The following is a 15,750-nucleotide window of genomic DNA, read 5'->3' as shown; positions in this document are numbered from 1 at the left end:
CGCTAGCGTCCGATCGCAAAGACCGCGGGTAAACGTTCATCCACGGCGATCGTATTGGCGCGCCAGGCTTTAACCGTGTCGCTTCGAACGCTCGCCGTCGGCAAGGTCAAGCCGCGGGCCACTGAGAGCCGTGTGTTTTGCTGCAGCGTTTGCGTCAACGCCTGGAGCATCGCAGTGTTGCGATACGGTGTCTCGATGAAGAGCTGCGTTTGCCCGGTGCGCAACGCCAGCGTTTCGAGCTCGCGAATGCGTTGGTTGCGGGCATCTGCATCCTGGGGGAGGTAGCCGACGAAGGCAAAGTTCTGGCCGTTCAACCCGCTGGCTGCGAGTGCCAGCAACAGCGATACCGGGCCTGTCAGCGGCACGACGGTAATTCCCAGATCGTGCGCAGCGCGTGCGACCGACGAGCCGGGGTCGGCCACAGCGGGCATGCCGGCTTCGCTGAGCAGACCGATGTCATGCCCCTCCAGTGCAGCTTTCAATAGCGGCTTGGCATCGAATTGGCCGGCGTGGTCGCCCTTCTTGTGAACTTCCCGTGGCAGTTCTTGGATCTGCTGCGCCTGCAACGGTGCAGCCAGTGGTGCCACGGTGTCGATGCGCTTCAGGTAAGCCCGCGCAGATTTCGCGTTTTCGCAGATCCAGTGGGTAATGCCCGCAGCCGTCTGCAGCGTGCCGAGCGGAAGCGCGTCTTGCAGCGACGCCTGGACGTCGCAACCGAAGTCGAGCGGCGCCGGGACCAGATAGAGCTTGCCGGGCGTCAAAGCAGTTCGATCCCGGCGGCGCGCAACATGCGGCAGGTCCGAATCAACGGCAGACCGACGAGAGCCGTCGGGTCGTCGCTGTCGATGGCGTCGAGCAACGCGATACCCAGGCCCTCGCTTTTGGCGCTGCCGGCGCAGTCGTACGGTTGTTCTGCCTGCAAATAGTTTTCGATGGCGTCGTCGTCGAGTTCGCGAAAGACGACGCGCACCGGAGCGATATCGCGCTGAGCGAAGCCGGTGGCGTGGCACACGACCGCCACTGCTGTCTGAAATATCAGTGTCTGGCCGCGCATGCGCCGCAGTTGGACCGTGGCGCGCGCATGGTCGCCGGGCTTGCCTAGCGCTTCGCCGGCAAGGTCGGCGACCTGATCGGAACCGATCACTATGGCTTCGGGAAATCGGGTGGCGACGGCGTTCGCCTTTTCAAGCGCGAGGCGCTCGGCAAGCGCTCTTGGCGTCTCTTGCGAATGTGGCGTTTCGTCAACATCGGGTGCGTGAACTTCGAAGGGCAGTCGCAGGCGGTCGAGCAGTTCGCGACGGTATCGGGATGTGGAAGCCAGAATGAGAGTGCGTTGCATGAACCGCGATTGTGCGGGAGCGCTAGACTAGCGCTAATGAACAGAGAATTCGCCCCCACGCGGCTGGATGTGGCTGGCTTTGCTGCTGAAGAAGGCACGCTCGCGGCAGTCGACCTGATTGCAACATACCCGCGCCTAGTGTCCGAACTTGCCGACCCGGCCGACGACATTGCCGTCCGATGGGAAGCGCATGGCGCACAGCGCCCCGGCGCGACCGGCGGTACGGCGTCTTGGCTTCATCTCGTCGCCAGCTCCGCCGTGCCACTGGTTTGCCAGCGATGCTTGACGCCGGTCGACACCGAACTGGAGGTCGACCGCTGGTTCCGCTTCGTGGCGGACGAGGCCACCGCTGAAGCCGAGGACGATGGCTCCGAAGAAGACCTCCTCGTGACCAGCCGCGATTTCAACGTGCAGGAGCTTGTCGAAGACGAGTTGCTGATGGAAATCCCTATTACCCCGGTGCACGACGTTTGTCCTGTGCCCGTCAAACTGTCTGTGGTCGACGCGGATTTCGATGAATCCGAGGCCGCAAAGCCCAATCCGTTTGCCGTGCTCGGCGCCTTGCGACCACGCAAGGGCGAGTAGCCGACTGGCGAAACCTCAATGCCTGGGCTATAATCATGGGCTTCGCGTGCGCCACTTTCGGTCTCGGGGCCTGCAGCCCTGAAGCGCATCCACTCACCCCCTTATCAGCCCAGGAGCCATCATGGCCGTCCAGCAAAACAAAAAGTCGCCCTCAAAGCGCGGCATGCATCGTTCGCACAACGCACTCGTGGTTCCCGGCATCGCCGTCGAGCCGACCACGGGCGAAACGCACTTGCGCCACCACATCAGCCCCAACGGTGTCTACCGTGGCCGTCAGGTGCTCAAGAACAAGTCCGAAGCCTGATTTCGCACGCCAAGGCCAAGGCCCGATGCTACTTTTTCCGTAGCGTCGGGCCTTTGTTTTGATGGCTACGTCTTCTGCCTCATCCGTTGTGTCGCCTGTGATCACGCTTGCCGTGGATTGCATGGGCGGCGACCACGGTCCCAGCGTCACCCTTGCAGCTTGTCGTGCCTTTCTCGATCGGCATACCGGAGCCGCTCTGCTGATGGTGGGCGCACCGGCTGCATTGGCCGGTTTCTCACACCCGCGGGCGACGCTTATCCAAGCAAGCGAAGTGGTGGCAATGGACGACCCGATCGAAGTCGCCTTGCGGCGCAAGAAGGACTCGTCTATGCGGGTCGCCATCCAACAAGTGAAGGATGGATCCGCGCAAGCCGCAATCTCGGCAGGTAACACGGGTGCTTTGATGGCAATCGCCCGCTATTTGCTTAAGACAATGGATGGCATCGACCGGCCTGCCATTGCGCCGCAGTTGCCGAACATCAAAGGTGGTGCCACCACCGTGCTTGATCTGGGTGCCAATATCGATTGCGATGCAGAGGACCTGCTCCAGTTCGCGGTGCTTGGCTCCGCGCTCGTGTCGGCGCTTACCGGCAACGAATCCCCGACGGTGGGACTCTTAAACGTTGGTGAAGAAGCGATAAAAGGAAGCGACACGATAAAAAAAGCCAGCCAATTGCTTCGAATGGCTGCTAATTCGCAGGATTTGAACTTCTACGGCAACGTCGAAGGCAACGATATATTCAAGGGAACGACCGACATCGTGGTGTGCGACGGTTTTGTTGGCAACGTTGCGTTGAAGGCGAGCGAAGGCGTAGCGTCGATGATTGGCGAGTTCATTCGAATAGAGTTCTCGCGCAACATCTTCACCAAAGCCGCAGCCGTCGTAGCGTATCCGGTTCTAAAAGCATTTAAAAGTCGCTTGGATCACCGTAGGTACAACGGCGCTGCGCTGTTGGGCTTGCGTGGCTTGGTGTTCAAGAGCCATGGTTCTGCGGATGCAGTGGCCTTCGGGCACGCTTTGGATCGCGCTTATGATGCCGCTCGCAACAACTTGCTAGATCGCGTGCGAACCCGCATCGCCCATGCCGCGCCTCTGCTTGCTCGGCATGATTCGACGGCGCCGGTCGCACCTGCGGCACTCCACGCTTGATGATTCCTTTTTCACGCATCACCGGTACCGGCAGCTTTTTGCCACCGCGCCGGGTGACCAACGACGAACTTGCAGCCGATCTGGCGCTGCGGGGTATTGAAACTTCCGATCAGTGGATCATCGATCGCACGGGCATCCATGCCCGTCATTTTGCAGAGCCACATATCGGTGCCAGTGACCTCGCGCTCGAAGCTGCAAAACACGCGCTGGAATCGGCCGGCCGCAAGGCCAGCGACATCGACCTGATCATCGTGGCGACATCGACGCCGGACATGGTGTTCCCTTCGTCCGCCGCGATCCTTCAGCACAAACTGGGCATCGCGGGTTGCCCGGTCTTCGATGTTCAAGCGGTTTGCAGTGGATTCGTTTATGCGCTCACGGTGGCCGACGCCCTGATCAAGACCGGAACCGCGAGGTGCGCGCTGGTCATCGGCGCCGAGGTGTTCTCCCGCATCCTCGACTTCACCGATCGGACGACCTGCGTCCTGTTCGGCGACGGTGCCGGTGCTGTCGTCCTCGAGGCCAGCGACCAGCCCGGCATTCTTGCGAGCGATCTTCATGCCGACGGCAAGCATGTCGGCATTCTGTGCGTCCCGGGCCACGTTTCTGGCGGCAAGGTGCTTGGAACACCGCTACTGCACATGGATGGCCAGGCTGTCTTCAAATTGGCCGTGCGCGTGCTGGAAGATGCGGCGCGAGCCACACTTGCTAAAGCGGGTAAGACAGAAGCCGATATCGATTGGCTGATTCCGCATCAGGCCAACATCCGGATCATGGAAGGCACGGCCAAGAAGCTGAAGTTGCCACTTGAGAAACTCATCGTCACCGTGCACGAGCATGGCAATACGTCGGCCGCTTCTATTCCGCTGGCGCTTGATGAAGCCGTGCGCTCCGGCAAAGTCAAGAAGAACGACACCGTCATGCTAGAAGGCGTCGGCGGCGGTTTCACTTGGGGCGCGGTGCTACTGAGTTTGTAGCGCGCAGCGGCTCAGTCGGAGACATAAAAATATGACATCTTTCGCGTTTGTTTTTCCAGGGCAAGGCTCTCAAGCCGTGGCCATGCTCGACGGTTGGGGCGACCATCCTGCGGTCGTCGAAACTGTTAGTGAAGCATCCGATGCCTTGGACGAAGACATCGGAGCGTTGATCAAGAACGGTCCGAAAGAGGCGCTCGCGCTCACCACCAACACCCAGCCTGTGATGCTGGTTGCGGGTGTGGCCGCATGGCGTGCTTGGCGGGCAGAGGGCGGCGCGATGCCTGACGCAGTGGCGGGCCATTCGCTTGGCGAATATTCTGCGTTGGTGGCCGCCGGCGTGCTGACGTTGGCGCAGGCCGCTCCGTTGGTTCGCTTCCGCGCCGAAGCGATGCAGAAGGCTGTTCCGGTGGGCGCCGGTGCCATGGCGGCCGTTCTCGGCATGGACTGCGCCAAAGTCATCGCAGGTTGCGCTGAAGCGACAGCGATTTTCGGCGCTGACAGCGCCGAAATCGTCGAAGCCGTGAATTTCAATGATCCGATGCAGACGGTGATCGCCGGCAGCAAGGCCGCGGTCGACAAGGCGTGCGAACTGCTCAAGGCGAACGGGGCCAAGCGCGCACTGCTGTTGCCGGTGTCGGCGCCTTTTCATTCCAGTCTGATGAAGCCGGCGGCTGAAGCCCTCCGCGCCAAACTTGCGACGGTCGCTTTGTCGGCGCCGCAGATGCCTGTGCTCAACAACATCGATGTGAATGTTGAAACTGATGCCGATCGCATTCGCGACGCGCTGGTGCGGCAAGCGGCCGGTCCGGTTCGCTGGGTCGAAACTGTGTTGGCCTTGAAAGCACGCGGCGTCGGCGCCATTATCGAGTGCGGGCCGGGTCGGGTCCTGGCGGCAATGGCAAAGCGCATCGCTCCCGAGTTGATAGCGGGGTCCGTATACGACCCAGCGACGCTCGCCGAAACCAAACACTCGCTCGCCGGCTGACCGGCCCCGACAGCAGACAGCCTGCAGCAACCCGTTTATATGAGCACTCCAAAATTCGAAGGACAGGTCGCCCTGGTCACCGGCGCGTCGCGTGGTATCGGTGCCGCCATCGCGCTTGAACTCGCGCAGCGCGGCCTGAAGGTTATCGGCACCGCAACCACCGACGACGGCGCGGCCAAAATCAGCTCGACGCTGGCGGCCTTCGATGGACGTGGTCGCTCGCTCGACGTCAACGATGCCCCGGCCGTCGAGGCACTGATCGAAGAGATCGTGAAAGCCTTTGGCGCGATCCACGTCCTGGTGAACAACGCCGGCGTGACGCGGGACAACCTCGCCATACGCATGAAAGACGATGACTGGGATGCCGTCCTCGACACCAACCTAAAAGCAGTGTTTCGCGTGTCCCGCGCTGTCATCCGTCCGATGATGAAGCAGCGCTACGGCCGCATCATCAGCATCACGAGCGTGGTGGGCGCGTCGGGTAACGCGGGCCAAGCCAACTACGCGGCCGCCAAAGCGGGTGTGGCAGGCATGACGCGCGCATTGGCGCGTGAACTCGGCAGCCGCAACATCACAGTCAATTGCGTTGCACCCGGCTTCATCGAGACCGACATGACTGCCGGTTTGCCGCCGGCGCAGCAGCAAGCGCTGCTGTCCCAAATTCCGTTGGGACACTTGGGCAAGCCTTCAGACATCGCGCATGCGGTCGCCTACCTTGCTTCACCCCAGGCAGCCTACGTGACGGGGCAAGAACTGCACGTCAACGGCGGCATGCACATGTAGTTGTCCGGCGCAATCTTTTCCCGCGAGGGCGGTGCGGCAAATGCCACAATCCGCCCGGCTAAAATCCACCGATTACTTACAACCCCCAGAGGGAATCAAATGAGCGATATCGAAGCACGTGTCAAAAAAATCATTGCCGAACAACTCGGCGTGGAAGAGTCCCAGGTCACCAACGAAAAGTCTTTCGTGGCCGACCTCGGTGCTGACTCGCTCGACACGGTCGAACTCGTGATGGCACTCGAAGACGAATTCGGCATCGAGATCCCTGACGAAGACGCAGAAAAAATCACGACGGTTCAAAACGCCGTCGACTACGCATCCAAGAATCAAAAGGCCTGAACGGCCGGTTGGGCCGAGGGCATGTTCCCGGCCCGACGCTCCCAGAAAGGTTGCCGGCATGACCAAACGCCGCGTCGTCGTGACCGGACTCGGTTGCATCGCTCCTGTCGGAAACACGGTGGCCGAATCCTGGACCAACTTGTTGGCCGGCAATTCGGGCATCGACACCATCACATCCTTCGATGCCAGTCCCTTTGCCTGCAAGTTTGCCGGCGAAGTGAAGGGCTTCGACATCACGAAGTACATCTCGGAGAAAGAAGCGCGTCATATGGACCGCTTCATTCACCTAGGCATGGCGGCAGCCATGCAGGCAGTACAAGACAGCGGCCTCAAAACCGGCGATGCGCTGGAGCCCGAAGAAGCCACCCGTATCGGCTGCAACATTGGTTCGGGCATCGGCGGTTTGCCGATGATCGAAGCCACGCACGCTGAACTGGTCAACCGTGGCCCCCGCCGCGTTTCACCTTTCTTCGTGCCGGCGTCGATCATCAACATGATCTCAGGTCACGTGTCGATCAAGTACGGCTTTCAGGGCCCGAATATTGCGGTCGTCACGGCCTGCACTACGGGTCTTCATGCCATTGGTCTGTCGGCTCGAATGATCGAGTACGGCGACGCCGATGTGATGGTGGCCGGCGGCTCCGAAGCGACCGTGTCGCCACTTGGCATTGGAGGCTTTGCGGCCGCGCGCGCACTTTCGACGCGCAACGAAGATCCGAAGACGGCATCGCGCCCCTGGGATAAAGACCGAGACGGCTTCGTATTGGGCGAGGGCGCCGGCGTGGTGGTGCTCGAAGAGTACGAGCACGCCAAGGCGCGCGGCGCCAAGATCTATGCTGAGATTTCTGGCTTCGGCATGAGTGCGGACGCCTATCACATGACCGCGCCGAGCGTGGACGGACCGCGCCGTTCGATGGCCATGGCCCTGACCAACGCGGGCGTGAACGCCGATGAAGTGCAGTATCTGAATGCGCACGGCACCTCGACGCAAATCGGCGACGTGAATGAAACCAACGCCATCAAGAATGCTTTCGGCGCGCATGCGAAAAAGTTGGTCGTGAATTCGACCAAGTCGATGACCGGCCATCTGTTGGGCGGCGCCGGAGGCATCGAATCGGTCTTCACGGTGCTCGCGCTCCACCATCAAAAGAGCCCACCGACCATCAACATCTTCAACCAGGATCCGGAGTGCGACCTGGACTACTGTGCCAACGAAGCGCGGGACCTGAAGATCGACGTGGCTGTCAAAAACAACTTTGGCTTCGGCGGCACCAACGGCACGCTGGTGTTCAAGCGCGCTTGAGCGCCGCTCTCCCATGCACAGCGCCCCGTCGGTGAGCTACCCGGTGGGGCGTTCGCGCAATGCGGCGCGACTCCTGACGGTGCTATGGGTTGCTGGCGCTTGCTGCGCGGGCGCCGCGCTTTTTCAGTTCGAACATGTCGGTTGGCGGCATGTGCTGATCCTTGCGAGCGTGGTCTTGACTGCGACGGCTGCGCGACGGACGTTGGGCCCGGTGCAGCCCATCGATCTCGTTTTCGACGGGCAGGACTGGTCTCTTTCTGGATTGGCATCGCGCAAAGTGGCGCGAATCGTGGTTGTGCTGGATCTGCAATCCTTGTTGTTGGTGCGACTCGATGAGCCGACTCGACGCGTGCGCTGGCTGTGGCTTGAACGCCGGGCCCGGCCTGAGCGTTGGCAAGATCTGCGCCGCGCGGTTTACTCGCGTGCGTTGTCCGGCGCACCCATTAAAACTCCCGCTACCGCCGTCGACCCCGCCGGCACGGTGGTTGCAGCGCCATGAGCGAAACGCCTCCCCCCGTCGCGCCCGTTCCTCATGTGGGTGCTGCGACCGATGGCGCAGAGGATGTGGCCGCCGCGCCCAAACCCGGCGAAGTCGACTTTCAACTCGTTCAGCGGACGGTAGCCGGCGACCAAAAGGCCTTCGAACTGCTGGTCATCAAGTACCAACGACGCATCGAACGGCTGATCGGCCGCATGGTTCGCGACGTCGACTTGGTCGAAGACATCGCCCAGGAAACCTTCATTCGGGCGTATCGCGCACTGCACCAGTTTCGGGGGGATGCGCAGTTCTACACCTGGCTCTACCGGATCGCTGTCAACACCGCCAAGAAGGCTCTGGTCGACATGAAGCGCGATCCGACCATCTCCGAAAGTGCATTGCGTCCCGGTTCCGACGACGACGATGAAACTTACCGGCCCGGAAACGAACCAATCAGCGACGAGACCCCCGAAACCGTGCTGGCGGCCGCCGAAATCGCCCGCGCCGTCGAGGCCGCGATGGAAGCACTGCCGGCCGAATTGCGCCAAGCGGTCACGCTGCGCGAAATTGAGGGCATGAGCTACGAAGAGATTGCCGAGGTCATGAATTGCCCGATCGGCACGGTGCGGTCGCGGATTTTTCGTGCGCGGGAGGCCATATCGGCCCGGGTTAAACCGATGCTGGACAACCAGTCCGGCAAGCGTTGGTAAGCAGGTGAATGAAATGAACCAGTCAAAAACAGTCCTCGAACAAATTTCCGCCCTTGCCGATGGTCAGTTGCAAGGCGAAGAATTTGTCGCCGTCGTCGCCCGAGTCGCCGAGGAAGAAGATTTGCGCGCAACTTGGCAAAGCTACCACCTCGTGGGTGACGTGCTGCGGGCCGGAACGCATGCGCCATGCAGCGACAGCACGATGTTTCTTGCCCGCTTCCGGCAGCGGGTGTCCCAGGACCCGATTGTCTTGGCAGCGCCCGCGCAGGTGTGGCTTGCGCAGCCTATGCCGGCGCAAATTCAAACGCAGCTACCAAATCGGATCGAGGCTGCCAACGAGCCGGTGTTCCGCTGGAAATTGGTGGCAGGTGCAGCTTCGATTGCCGCCGCCGCTGCGATCGGATGGAGTTGGGTTGCGATGAACACCGCGCCAGCCGGCCCGCAGCTGGCCCAACAGCAACAACAGCAGCCACAGCCAGGCCAAACCGCTCCTGTCGTGGCGGTTGCCAATATGGCCATCACATCGCCGGCCAGCACGACACCTGTGCCGTCGCCGAGCCTGACCGCCCTCTCCGCAACCCGCGTGATGGTCGGCAACGGCAATCCTCAGGTAATGCTGCGCGACGCGCGATTGGACGAACTGCTCGAGGCGCATCGCCAGGCCGGCGGCGCCTCGCAGATGCCTTCGGGCTTCCTGCGCAACGCGACTTTCGAAGCGCCTTCGCGCTGACATCGGCAGTCGATCGAACCGATGAATCTTTCGATGCAGATTCCCGCGCGCAGGCTCGCAGTCGTGTTCGTTGCCCTGTGCGTGACGCAGTTCGCGGTGGCACAACTGCGCAGCGACCCGGCTGCGAAAAGGCCGATGGCCCGAGCACCTGTGGGCGAGGCGCCGAACCTTGCGAGCTTCGGTGTCGTCGAATGGCTGCAACGCTTGCACACGGCGTCACGCGAGCGGAGTTACGTTGGCACATTCGTGGTGTCAGCTTCAGCGGGCAACCTTTCGAGCGCGCGCATCTGGCACGCGTGCGAAGGCGACCTGCAGTTGGAACGCGTTGAGGCACTGACCGGGCCCGCGCGGTCCACGTTCCGGCGCAACGACCACGTAATGACCTTTCTTCCCGACACCAAAGTTGTGAAGAGCGAGAAGCGCGAGAGCCTGGAGCTGTTTCCCAATTTGCTCGGCGCGCCCGATTCTTCGATCGCCGACTTTTACGGCGTGCGCATGCTGGGACACGATCGGGTCGCAGGTTTCGACACCGACGTCATCAGTCTGGTACCACGCGACAGCCTTCGCTTCGGCTATCGGATCTGGAGTGAACATCGGTCCGGCCTCGTCGTCAAATTGCAGACTGTCGACGGCGATGGCAAAATCGTGGAGCAGTCGGCTTTTTCTGAATTGCAGCTCGACGCGCCGGTCAAGGTGCATGCGCTGTCGCAAATGATGCAGAGCACTGCGGGCTACCGCGTAGAGAAGTCCGAACTCGAGCGCACCACGTCGATGGCCGAAGGGTGGGCGCTGAAAACGCCCGTCGCAGGCTTCAAACCGACCAGCTGCTACCGACGGGCCATGGGCGGCGCCGGCGCGCTCGAGCGCACCGTGCAGTGGACGTTCTCCGACGGGCTTGCTTCGGTCTCGCTCTTTATCGAGCCATACGACGCGCAGCGTCAGCCGCAGGAAGTTTTGTTGATGCTCGGCGCCACCTACACGATGACCCGTCGTCTGGTCGACAAGGGCGGAGACTGGTGGCTGACAGTGGTCGGCGAAGTGCCGCCGCAGACGCTCGATACCTTTGCTCAGAGTCTTGCGCGGACGCGTTGAGCGCCATCAGCGCGGCCGCATGGAGTTCTTCGATCTCCCCTCACTCGACCGTGCTGAACCAAACTGGTAGCGTTCATTTCACAGCACCGTTCCGCTGCCCTCTATTGAAAGAAATTCGATGATGATGTTCTATGCCGAGGGCAAAAAACTTCGCGCCTCCCTGTTCGTTTGCGCCTTGGTGGTTGCTGCTGCGACTGCATCGCTTTTGCCAGTCACGTCAGTCCAGGCGCAAACGCGCACGCTGCCGGATTTCACCGATCTCGTCGACCAGGTCGGGCCTTCGGTTGTCAACATCCGGACGATCGAAAAAGTCGCACAGCGCGCTGGTAATGGCGAGATGGACGAAGAGATGCAGGAGTTCTTTCGCCGCTTCTTCGGGCAGCCTCCTCCCGGCGCGCCCGGTGCTCCGGGTGCCACACCGGGCACGCCGCGTGGCGCACCCAAGCCTAATCGGCCGCAGCAGCCGGTCCCTGAAGAAGAGCGACCACGTGGTGTGGGCTCGGGCTTCATCTTGACGGCAGACGGCTATGTGATGACCAACGCGCATGTGGTCGAAGATGCGTCTGAGGTCATGGTCACCTTGCCCGACAAGCGCGAGTTCAAAGCGAAGCTCATCGGCGCTGACAAACGCTCCGACGTGGCGGTGGTCAAGATCGAAGCGACCGGCCTGCCGGCGGTGAAGGTCGGCGATATCTCCAAGCTCCGGGTCGGCGAATGGGTGATGGCCATCGGTTCGCCGTTCGGTCTCGAGAACACGGTCACGGCTGGCATCGTCAGCGCCAAGCAGCGCGACACCGGTGAGTACCTGCCGTTCATCCAGACCGACGTGGCGATCAACCCTGGCAACTCGGGTGGACCGCTCATCAACATGCGCGGTGAAGTCGTGGGCATCAACAGCCAGATCTATTCGCGTTCTGGTGGTTTCATGGGCATCTCTTTTGCGATCCCCATTGACGAGGCGATTCGCGTGAGCGACGCGCTCAGGACCTCGGGTCGCGTGTCCCGCGGGCGCATCGGCGTGCAGATCGATCAGGTCAGCAAGGATGTTGCCGAATCGATCGGGCTGGGCAAAGCGCAAGGCGCACTGGTGCGCAGCGTCGAAGCGGGCTCGCCGGGAGAGAAGGCCGGCGTCGAACCGGGTGACATCATCACCAAGTTCGACGGCAAGGCGATCGACAAGCCGAGTGATTTGCCGCGGTTGGTGGGCAACACCAAGCCCGGCACCAAGAGCACGCTGACGGTGTTCCGCCGCGGCAGCGCCAAAGACCTGACGGTGACAATCGCCGAAATCGAGCCTGACAAGCCTGCAAAACGCGTGTCGGACAAAGAAGAGCCAGCGCCCAAGGTCGCACCGACTTCGGCGGCTGCAAAGTCGCTTGGACTCGCAGTGAGCGAACTCGGAGACGCCCAGAAGAAGGAGCTCAAGCTCAAGGGCGGCGTGAAGATCGACACGGCGGCCGAGGGCGCAGCGCGTGCTGGTCTCAAGGAGGGCGATGTCATCCTTGCCGTCGGAAATGCCGAGGTCGGCAATGTGCATGAATTCGAGAATGCCATTGGCAAGGCCGACAAGAGCAAAGCAGTCACGGTGTTGGTGCGCCGAGGCGAATGGGCTCAATACGCCTTGATTCGGCCGGCGCGCTGATCTGCACCCATGTTCATCGCCGGGACGTATTGGCCCCGCTCGGCAGTCGGGTTTTCGGCCTTTTCGAGGCGCCGTTGAAACGAAAACAGAGTCGGTAACAAAAATTATTCAATCGAAAAAGCCGCCTGTTTGTTTGCGATCACTAACTTTTAGTTAGGGCTAAGAACCGGTTTCGGTAGAATGGAACCGCGGTAGACGCCACTTGATGCATAAGCAGCCATGTCGTCTCCACGATGCGGTATTCCACGGAACAGTCCACCGGCGGTCCACAGATCGCCCACAAGTTGTTCAGTGAGTGATCCACAGTTATTGTTGATAAGCTGTTTATAACTTTCATGTTGCTGACCTGCAACGACCTATTCGGACCGGGTTCCTGGATGTGCGTGCTCTCCTTTTTGCCTACAATGAAGTTCCAACTACTGCAGTTGCCATTGCTTGTTGGTTCAGGGCGCGTCTCCGGAAGACGCGCCCTTTTTTCTTGCCTGTCGCCTTCTGCGCGCGAGCCAATTCAAGTACTTAAGCGTCCCCGTTGATGAATCACATCAGAAATTTTTCGATCATTGCTCACATCGACCATGGCAAATCGACACTCGCAGACCGCCTGATTCAACGTTGCGGCGGTCTCGCGGAGCGCGAGATGCAGGCGCAGGTATTGGACTCGATGGACATCGAGAAAGAGCGTGGGATAACCATCAAGGCGCAGACCGCTGCGTTGCATTACAAGGCGCTCGATGGACAGGTCTACAACCTCAATTTGATCGATACGCCGGGCCATGTGGACTTCTCATATGAAGTGAGTCGTTCGTTGTCGGCATGCGAAGGTGCGCTGCTCGTCGTCGACGCATCGCAAGGTGTCGAAGCGCAGACCGTTGCCAATTGCTATACCGCGCTCGACCTCGGCGTCGACGTCGTGCCCGTGCTCAACAAGATGGACTTGCCGAACGCGGACCCCGACAACGCGAGAACCGAGATCGAAGACGTGATCGGCATCGATGCGACCGATGCGATTCCTTGCTCTGCCAAAACCGGCATGGGCATCGATGAAATTCTTGAAGCCGTCGTGAAGAGGATGCCCGCACCGCGCGGCAACCCGGATGGCCCGCTGCGCGCGATGATCGTCGACAGTTGGTTCGACGCCTACGTCGGCGTCGTGATGTTGGTGCGCGTCGTCGATGGTCGATTGGTCAAGGGCGAGCGCATCAAGATGATGGCATCGGGCGCCAGCTACAACGCCGACAGCCTTGGCGTGTTCACGCCAGCAACCGAAGCGCGGCCATCGCTCGAAGCAGGCGAGGTCGGTTTCATCATTGCTGGCATCAAGGAGTTGCAGGCCGCGAAGGTCGGAGACACTGTCACGCTCATCAAGACCGGCACGGGCGGCGCAGCGGCAACGGCGACGGAAGCGTTGCCGGGCTTCAAGGAAATCCAGCCGCAGGTTTTTGCAGGCTTGTATCCGACGGAAGCGAGCGAGTACGAATCGCTGCGCGACGCGCTCGAAAAATTGAAGCTCAATGATTCGTCGCTGCGCTACGAGCCCGAAGTGAGCCAGGCGCTTGGCTTCGGATTTCGTTGCGGCTTTCTCGGCTTGCTGCATATGGAGATAGTGCAGGAACGCCTTGAGCGCGAGTTCGACCAGGACATGATCACGACCGCACCCAGCGTGGTCTATCAGGTGGTGCGCAACGACGGCGAAGTCATCATGGTCGAGAACCCCTCGAAGATGCCCGACGTCGGCCGCATGTCGGAAATTCGCGAGCCGATCGTTACGGTGCATCTTTATATGCCGCAGGAATATGTGGGCGCCGTTATGACGCTCGCCAACCAGAAGCGCGGCGTGCAGATGAACATGGCGTATCACGGTCGGCAGGTCATGCTGACGTACGAAATGCCGCTCGGCGAAATCGTGCTCGACTTCTTCGACAAACTGAAATCGGTGAGTCGCGGCTATGCCTCAATGGACTACGAGTTCAAGGAATACCGCGCGTCGGACGTCGTCAAGGTCGACATCCTGTTGAACGGCGAGCGGGTCGATGCGTTGTCGATCATCGTGCACCGCAGCCAGTCGCAGTACCGTGGCCGAGCGGTGGTTTCGAAGATGCGAGAGATCATTTCGCGCCAGATGTTCGACGTCGCGATCCAGGCTGCCATCGGGGTCACCATCATTGCGCGTGAGACAATCAAAGCGCTCCGCAAGAACGTGCTGGCCAAGTGCTACGGCGGTGATATTTCCCGCAAGAAGAAGCTGCTCGAGAAGCAGAAAGCGGGCAAAAAACGAATGAAGCAGATCGGTTCCGTCGAGGTCCCGCAAGAGGCTTTCCTGGCGATCCTGCAAGTCGAAGACTAACCACCATGGCACTCCTCACTTCCCTGATCCTCGCGGCCTTTGCAGGCTACATCGGCGCTTGGTACTCCGGCGCCGTCGAAGGCAACTTCGCGTTGTTGCTGTTCCTAGCAACCGTTGTCACTGGTCTCTACTGGTTGGCTGAGCGTTTTTACTTCCTGCCCAAGCGTCGACGTGCGGCCGAAGCCATCGACTCGTCATTGGTCGAGCGCAACGCCCGCCTGGCCGGCAAGGGCATCACGCAAGTCGACACGGTCGATGTGAAGGCGCGAGAGCGGCTGCTCATGCAGCCGTGGTGGCTCGACTGGACCGCCGGCCTGTTTCCCGTGATCCTGGTCGTGTTCCTGCTGCGCTCGTTCTTGTTCGAGCCTTTCAAGATCCCGTCCGGTTCGATGATGCCGACGCTGCTCACGGGCGACCTGATCCTGGTCAACAAATTCACCTATGGCCTGCGGCTGCCCGTCATCAACACCAAGCTGACCGGTGGCACGCCGCCGGCCCGCGGCGATGTGATGGTGTTCCGCTATCCGCCACAGCCGAGTCTCGATTACATCAAGCGTGTGGTCGGCCTGCCGGGTGATGAGGTCGCATACCTGAACAAGAAATTGACCATCAACGGCAAGCCGATCAGCAAGGACGCCGTCCCGGAGTATTTCGACGAGGAAGCCATGCGCTACCTGAAGGAATACAAAGAGGATCTGGTCGGCCGGCAGCACTACTTGCTGAACGACGACAGTCGCAGAGCGGGTTTGTCGGAGGCTGAGATCATGACCTTCCCCAACCGTGAAAATTGTCGTTACAGTGTCGACGGCGTCGTGTGCAAAGTGCCGGAGGGTCACTATTTCATGATGGGCGACAACCGCGACAACTCGCTGGATTCCCGCTATTGGGGCTTCGTTCCCGACAAGAATATCGTTGGAAAAGCGTTCTTTATCTGGATGAATTTCGGCAATCTCAAACGCATCGGTGCGTTCCAATAACTAGATCCATCC

Annotated in this window: 17 protein-coding genes and 1 pseudogene; 16 read left to right on the top strand and 2 right to left on the bottom strand. The window is 60.7% G+C overall.

The window, feature by feature from the left end; all coding sequences use genetic code 11:
* Positions 1-2: 2 nt before the first annotated feature.
* Complete coding sequence (locus RCH10_RS04725) at positions 3-761, bottom strand: SAM-dependent methyltransferase (protein ID WP_409051483.1); 759 nt, start codon at positions 759-761, stop codon at positions 3-5.
* Positions 758-1,339, bottom strand: coding sequence for a Maf family nucleotide pyrophosphatase (locus tag RCH10_RS04720; protein ID WP_323496682.1), 582 nt, complete (start codon positions 1,337-1,339; stop codon positions 758-760). The genes RCH10_RS04725 and RCH10_RS04720 overlap by 4 nt, the downstream gene beginning before the upstream one ends.
* 36 nt (positions 1,340-1,375) lie before the next feature.
* Between RCH10_RS04720 and RCH10_RS04715 the strand changes: the two genes are divergently transcribed.
* The 16 genes and pseudogenes from RCH10_RS04715 (at position 1,376) to lepB (ending at position 15,738) form a co-directional block, all read left to right on the top strand.
* A complete protein-coding gene (locus RCH10_RS04715) occupies positions 1,376-1,924 on the top strand; it encodes a YceD family protein (protein ID WP_409051482.1) in 549 nt (182 codons plus the stop codon).
* A gap of 121 nt (positions 1,925-2,045) precedes the next feature.
* Positions 2,046-2,228, top strand: a complete 183-nt coding sequence (gene rpmF, locus RCH10_RS04710; RefSeq protein WP_409051481.1) for a 50S ribosomal protein L32 — start codon at positions 2,046-2,048, stop codon at positions 2,226-2,228.
* 97 nt (positions 2,229-2,325) lie between these two features.
* Positions 2,326-3,378 (top strand): phosphate acyltransferase PlsX, encoded by a 1,053-nt coding sequence (gene plsX / locus RCH10_RS04705; protein ID WP_187052731.1) that lies wholly within the window; start codon positions 2,326-2,328, stop codon positions 3,376-3,378.
* On the top strand, positions 3,378-4,355 hold the full coding sequence (locus RCH10_RS04700; RefSeq protein WP_409051480.1) for a beta-ketoacyl-ACP synthase III: 978 nt from the start codon (positions 3,378-3,380) through the stop codon (positions 4,353-4,355). Before plsX ends, RCH10_RS04700 begins: the two co-directional genes overlap by 1 nt.
* A gap of 31 nt (positions 4,356-4,386) precedes the next feature.
* Complete coding sequence (fabD, locus tag RCH10_RS04695) at positions 4,387-5,340, top strand: ACP S-malonyltransferase (RefSeq protein WP_409051479.1); 954 nt, start codon at positions 4,387-4,389, stop codon at positions 5,338-5,340.
* 39 nt (positions 5,341-5,379) lie between these two features.
* Positions 5,380-6,123, top strand: a complete 744-nt coding sequence (gene fabG, locus RCH10_RS04690) for a 3-oxoacyl-ACP reductase FabG (protein ID WP_409051478.1) — start codon at positions 5,380-5,382, stop codon at positions 6,121-6,123.
* Between the two features lie 99 nt (positions 6,124-6,222).
* Positions 6,223-6,462, top strand: a complete 240-nt coding sequence (acpP, locus tag RCH10_RS04685) for an acyl carrier protein (RefSeq protein WP_187052728.1) — start codon at positions 6,223-6,225, stop codon at positions 6,460-6,462.
* Positions 6,463-6,520: 58 nt separating this feature from the next.
* Positions 6,521-7,765, top strand: coding sequence for a beta-ketoacyl-ACP synthase II (gene fabF, locus RCH10_RS04680; RefSeq protein ID WP_323496676.1), 1,245 nt, complete (start codon positions 6,521-6,523; stop codon positions 7,763-7,765).
* A 13-nt stretch (positions 7,766-7,778) separates the two neighbouring features.
* Positions 7,779-8,264 (top strand): hypothetical protein, encoded by a 486-nt coding sequence (locus RCH10_RS04675; protein ID WP_409051477.1) that lies wholly within the window; start codon positions 7,779-7,781, stop codon positions 8,262-8,264.
* Positions 8,261-8,953 carry an RNA polymerase sigma factor RpoE gene (gene rpoE / locus RCH10_RS04670; protein WP_323496674.1) on the top strand — a complete coding sequence of 231 codons (693 nt, stop codon included), beginning with the start codon at positions 8,261-8,263 and terminating at the stop codon, positions 8,951-8,953. The genes RCH10_RS04675 and rpoE overlap by 4 nt, the downstream gene beginning before the upstream one ends.
* 13 nt (positions 8,954-8,966) lie before the next feature.
* Positions 8,967-9,194, top strand: a pseudogene (locus RCH10_RS04665) (sigma-E factor negative regulatory protein); the annotation flags it as partial.
* Between the two features lie 177 nt (positions 9,195-9,371).
* On the top strand, positions 9,372-9,683 hold the full coding sequence (locus RCH10_RS04660; protein WP_409051708.1) for a hypothetical protein: 312 nt from the start codon (positions 9,372-9,374) through the stop codon (positions 9,681-9,683).
* Between the two features lie 21 nt (positions 9,684-9,704).
* The gene (locus RCH10_RS04655; RefSeq protein WP_409051476.1) at positions 9,705-10,775 is read left to right on the top strand and encodes a MucB/RseB C-terminal domain-containing protein; all 1,071 of its coding nucleotides are present in this window, start codon (positions 9,705-9,707) and stop codon (positions 10,773-10,775) included.
* 121 nt (positions 10,776-10,896) lie between these two features.
* On the top strand, positions 10,897-12,417 hold the full coding sequence (locus tag RCH10_RS04650; RefSeq protein ID WP_409051695.1) for a DegQ family serine endoprotease: 1,521 nt from the start codon (positions 10,897-10,899) through the stop codon (positions 12,415-12,417).
* A gap of 532 nt (positions 12,418-12,949) precedes the next feature.
* Positions 12,950-14,761, top strand: coding sequence for a translation elongation factor 4 (gene lepA / locus RCH10_RS04645; protein ID WP_187052723.1), 1,812 nt, complete (start codon positions 12,950-12,952; stop codon positions 14,759-14,761).
* 5 nt (positions 14,762-14,766) lie between these two features.
* The gene (gene lepB / locus RCH10_RS04640; protein WP_409051475.1) at positions 14,767-15,738 is read left to right on the top strand and encodes a signal peptidase I; all 972 of its coding nucleotides are present in this window, start codon (positions 14,767-14,769) and stop codon (positions 15,736-15,738) included.
* The last annotated feature ends 12 nt before the right edge of the window (positions 15,739-15,750 follow it).

It is taken from the genome of Variovorax sp. GrIS 2.14, assembly GCF_046115955.1.
Classification (GTDB): Bacteria; Pseudomonadota; Gammaproteobacteria; order Burkholderiales; family Burkholderiaceae_C; genus Variovorax.
Note: the sequence above shows the minus strand (reverse complement) of the source record. Positions and strands in the feature narration are given on the sequence as shown.